This is a genomic window from Kitasatospora sp. NPDC023385, assembly GCF_055664045.1.
Genome location: NZ_JBVOOL010000075.1, coordinates 1 through 4,546 on the forward strand (window position 1 = coordinate 1; position 4,546 = coordinate 4,546).

General features: G+C 72.7%; 1 protein-coding gene and 1 pseudogene. Both read right to left on the minus strand.

The window, feature by feature from the left end; all coding sequences use genetic code 11:
- Window positions 1-3,804: pseudogene (locus AC0B61_RS36940) on the minus strand (type I polyketide synthase); the annotation flags it as partial.
- 70 nt (window positions 3,805-3,874) lie between these two features.
- The coding region (locus AC0B61_RS36945) for an acyl carrier protein (RefSeq protein WP_471746888.1) at window positions 3,875-4,546 on the minus strand (672 nt) is incomplete at its 5' end.

Sequence of the window (4,546 nt, forward strand, 5' to 3'; positions counted from 1 at the left end):
CAGCGCCAGAGCCTCCACCGCCGTGCGGTGGGCGGCACCCACCACGTCATCGCCCCCGGACGGGGCGATCGGCGCGAACACCACCTCCGGCACCGCACCGGCCCCAGCCAGCTCCGCCAGACCCGCACCCGGCTCCAGCACACTCCACGACGCCTGAACCGACTCCGCGACCGCGAGTTCCACCCACTCCAGCTGGAACATCACCTCATGGAACGCCCGCCCCGCCGAAGCCAGTTCACCAGCATCCACCGGCCGCAGCATCAGCGAGGCAATGGCGGTGACGGGGGATCCGGTCTCGTCGGCAGCGACGATGGACACGGCGTCGGTGCCGGCCGGGGCCAGCTTGACGCGCAGGACGGAGGCGCCGGTGGTGTACAGCGAGACGCCGTTCCAGGAGAACGGCAGGTGCGCACTGTCCCGCTGGGCGACGAACTCGCCCAGCGCGATGCCGTGCAGAGCCGCGTCCAGCAGAGCCGGGTGAACACCGAAGCCCTCGACCGACACGCCCTCGGGCAGCGCGATCTCCGCGTACACGGCGTCCTCGGCGCGCCAGGCGGCGCGCAGGCCCCGGAACACCGGACCGTACAGCACACCAGTGGCAGCCAGGCCCTCGTACAGGTCCTCCACCTCGACCGGCTCGGCGCCCTTCGGCGGCCACACCGACAGACCCTCCGGAGGACCCGGCACCGCGTCGGACAGCAGACCCGAAGCGTGACGCACCCACGGCTCATCGGCCTCCGCGTCGTCCGCACGGGAGTACACCGCGACCGGACGGAAACCGTCGGCACCGATGGCCTCCACCGACACTCGCAGAGCGAGGCCGCCCTGCTCGGGCAGCACCAGCGGAGCCTGGAGCATCAACTCCTCGACCTGGCCGAAGCCCACCTGGTCACCGGCGTGGATCGCCAGCTCCAGCAGACCCGTGCCGGGCACCAGGGCCGAGCCCGACACCGCGTGATCGGCCAGCCACGCGTGCGACTGGAGGGAGAGCCGGCCCGTCAGCAGGACACCGTCCGACTCGGGCAGGGCGATCGCCGCACCCAGCAGCGGGTGAGCGGTGTTCCCGAGACCGAGGCTGACGGCATCGCCCGCGATGCTGGGCAGGTCCAGCCAGTAGTTCTCGTGCTGGAAGGCGTAGGTCGGCAGGTCGGTGCGGCTCGCGCCGCGACCGGCGAACACCGCCTCCCAGTCCAGCGCGGCACCCCGGGCGTGCAGGCCGGTGACGGCCTGGGTGAACGTCAGAGCCTCCGGGCGGCCCTTGCGCAGGACGGGAGCGAAGTGGCCCTCGGCGATCTCCTGCGCCAGGGCGGACAGCGTCCCGTCCGGACCCAGCTCCAGGAACCTGGTGACACCCTGCTCCACCAGGTACGCGATGCCGTCGGCGAAGCGCACCGCCTCACGGACGTGCCGCACCCAGTACTCCGGCGTGCCCAGCTCGGTGGCGAGTTCGCCCGTCACGTTCGAGACCACCGCGAACGTCGGCTCGCCGTAGGTCAACTCGGCCGCCACGGCGCGGAACTTGGCCAGCATCGGCTCCATCCGCGGCGAGTGGAACGCGTGGCTCACCCGCAGCTGACGACCCTTACGACCCTGGCTCTTCCAGTGCTCCAACACCTCCAGCACGACGGCCTCGTCACCCGAAACCACCACCGACGAAGGCCCGTTGACCGCCGCGACAGCGATCTCCGCCTCCCGGCCGGCCAGCAGCGGCAGCACCTCCGCCTCCGTCGCCTCGATCGCCGCCATCGCACCGCCGGCGGGCAGCTCCTGCATCAGCCGGCCACGCGCCTCCACCAGCTTGGCCGCGTCCTCCAGCGACAACACCCCAGCCACATGCGCGGCAGCGATCTCACCCACCGAGTGCCCCACCAGGAAGTCCGGCTTCAGACCCCACGACTCCACCAGACGGAACAGCGCCACCTCCACCGCGAACAACGCCGCCTGCGTGTACGCCGTCCGGTCCAGCAGCTCCGACCCCTCGAACACCACATCCTTCAAAGGCAGTTCGAACCTGGCGCACACCTCGTCGAAGGCCGCCGCGAACACCGGGAACGTGCCGTACAGTTCACGGCCCATCCCCGCCCGCTGACTCCCCTGCCCCGTGAACAGGAACGCCAGCTTGCCCCGGCCCACCGTCTCGCCGGAAACCTCACCGCTCGCCAGACCGGCCAGGCCCGCCAGCAGCTCCTCCCGGCCCGCACCCGACACCACCGCACGGTGGTCGAAACGGGAACGCGACAACGCCAACGAGTACCCGACGTCCACCGGTTCAAGCTCCGGCCGCTCCCCGACGAACGCCGCCAAGCGCGCCGCCTGCGCCCGCAGCGCCGCCTCCGACTTGCCCGAGAGCACCCACGGCACCGGAGCGTCGACGATGACCGCGCCCGCCTCCGCCGGCTCCTCCGCCGGGGCCTGCTCCAGAATCACGTGCGCGTTCGTCCCACTGATGCCGAACGACGACACCGCCGCCCGGCGCGGACGCCCGACCTCGGGCCACGCACGGCCCTCGGTCAGCAGCTCCACCGCACCCGCCGACCAGTCGACCTTCGTGGACGGCCGGTCCACGTGCAGCGTCTGCGGCATGACGCCCTCACGCAGCGCCATCACCATCTTGATGACGCCACCCGCACCGGCCGCCGCCTGGGTGTGGCCGACGTTGGACTTGAACGAGCCGAGCCACAGCGGCTCACCGCCCTCGCGCCCCTGGCCGTAGGTCGCCAGCAGCGCCTGCGCCTCGATCGGGTCGCCGAGCGTGGTGCCGGTGCCGTGCGCCTCCAGGAGGTCGACGTCGGCCGTGGACAGGCCCGCGTTGGTCAGCGCCTGGCGGATAACCCGCTGCTGGGACGGGCCGTTCGGCGCCGTCAGACCGCTGCTCGCGCCGTCCTGGTTGACGGCCGAACCCCGCACCACCGCAAGCACCTTGTGCCCGTTGCGCTGCGCGTCCGACAACCGCTCCAGCAGCATCATGCCGACCCCCTCGGAGAAGCCGGTGCCGTCGGCCGCGTCCGCGAAGGCCTTGCAGCGACCGTCGAGGGCGAGGCCCCGCTGCCGCGTGAACTCCAGGTAGGTGCCTGGCGTGGCCATGACGGTCGCGCCGCCCGCGAGGGCGAGCGTGCAGTCGCCGTTGCGCAGGGCCTGAGCGGCCAGGTGCAGGGTCACCAGGGAGGAGGAGCAGGCCGTGTCGACGGTGACCGCCGGGCCCTCCAGACCCAGGGTGTACGAGATGCGGCCGGAGGCCACGCTGCCGGAGCCGCCGGTGCCGAGGAAGCCCTCGATCCCCTCGGGGAGGCCTTCCTGGGCGGGGGACGGCGTGTAGTCGGTGTTGTTCATGAGGCCCGCGAACACGCCGGTCCGGCTGCCGCGCACCGACTCGGGGTCGATGCCGGCCCGCTCGAACGCCTCCCAGGAGGCCTCCAGCAGCAGCCGCTGCTGGGGGTCCATGGCGAGCGCCTCGCGCGGCGAAATCCGGAAGAAGTACGGGTCGAACTCCCCGGCGTCGTGCAGGAATCCGCCCTGCGGGACACGCGTCCCGCCGGGGCCGTCCTCGCCCTCGGTCTCCTCGAAGGTCAGGGCCGCCAGGTCCCAGCCGCGCTCGGCCGGGACCTCGCTGATGCCGTCCTCACCGTCGGCCACGAGCTGCCACAACCCCTCGGGCGTGGTCACACCGCCCGGGTAGCGACAGGCCATGCCGATGATCGCGATGGGCTCGCGGTCCTTGTCCTCCGCCTCGCGCAGGCGGCGACGGGTCTCGCGCAGGTCGGCCGTCGCCCGCTTGAGGTAGTCGACCAACTTCTCTTCGTTCGACACTGGGGTCACTCCACTGTGAGGGCTACGGCAGGGGCTGCGGCGGGCGTGCTGACGGGCGGCTGCGGGCTCACTGGCCGAGCTCGTTGTCGAGGAGGTCGAACAGCTCGTCCGCGGTCACCGACTCCAGGGAGTCGGCCTCGTCCGTGCCGTCCGCCTCGGCCTGGGCTCCGGTCCAGCGCGACATCACGGCCCGCAGGCGGGCGGTGATCCCGGAGCGTTCGTCGGAACCGGTGTCGGAACCGCTCGCGATCGCCGCGAGCAGCGACTCCAGCTTGTCGAGCTCCGAGTGGACGGACTGGGCGGCCGTTGCGTCCGTCGCCGCGCCGAGCTCCGCCGCCAGGTAGTCGGCCACACCGGCCGGGGCCGGGTAGTCGAAGATCAGTGTGGCGGGCAGGCGCAGTCCGGCCGCCTTGCCGAGCCCGTTGCGCAGCTCGATGGCGGTGAGCGAGTCGACGCCCAGCTCCAGGAAGCCGCGCTTCGGGTCGATGTCGTCCGGGCCCGCGAAGCCGAGGACGGCCGCGGTGTGGGTCCGGACGAGGTCGAGCAGCAGGGCGCCGCGCTCCTCCGGCGCCAGGCCGGCCAGACGGTCCGCGAGCGACTCCGTGCTCGCCGCCCCGATCTGCTCCCCGGCCGCCGTGCGGCGGGTGGGGGTGCGGACCAGGGCCCGCAGCAGCGGCGGGACGCCGGTGGAGGCGGCCTGCCGACGGACGTCGGCCAGGTCCAGGCGGACCGGCACGAG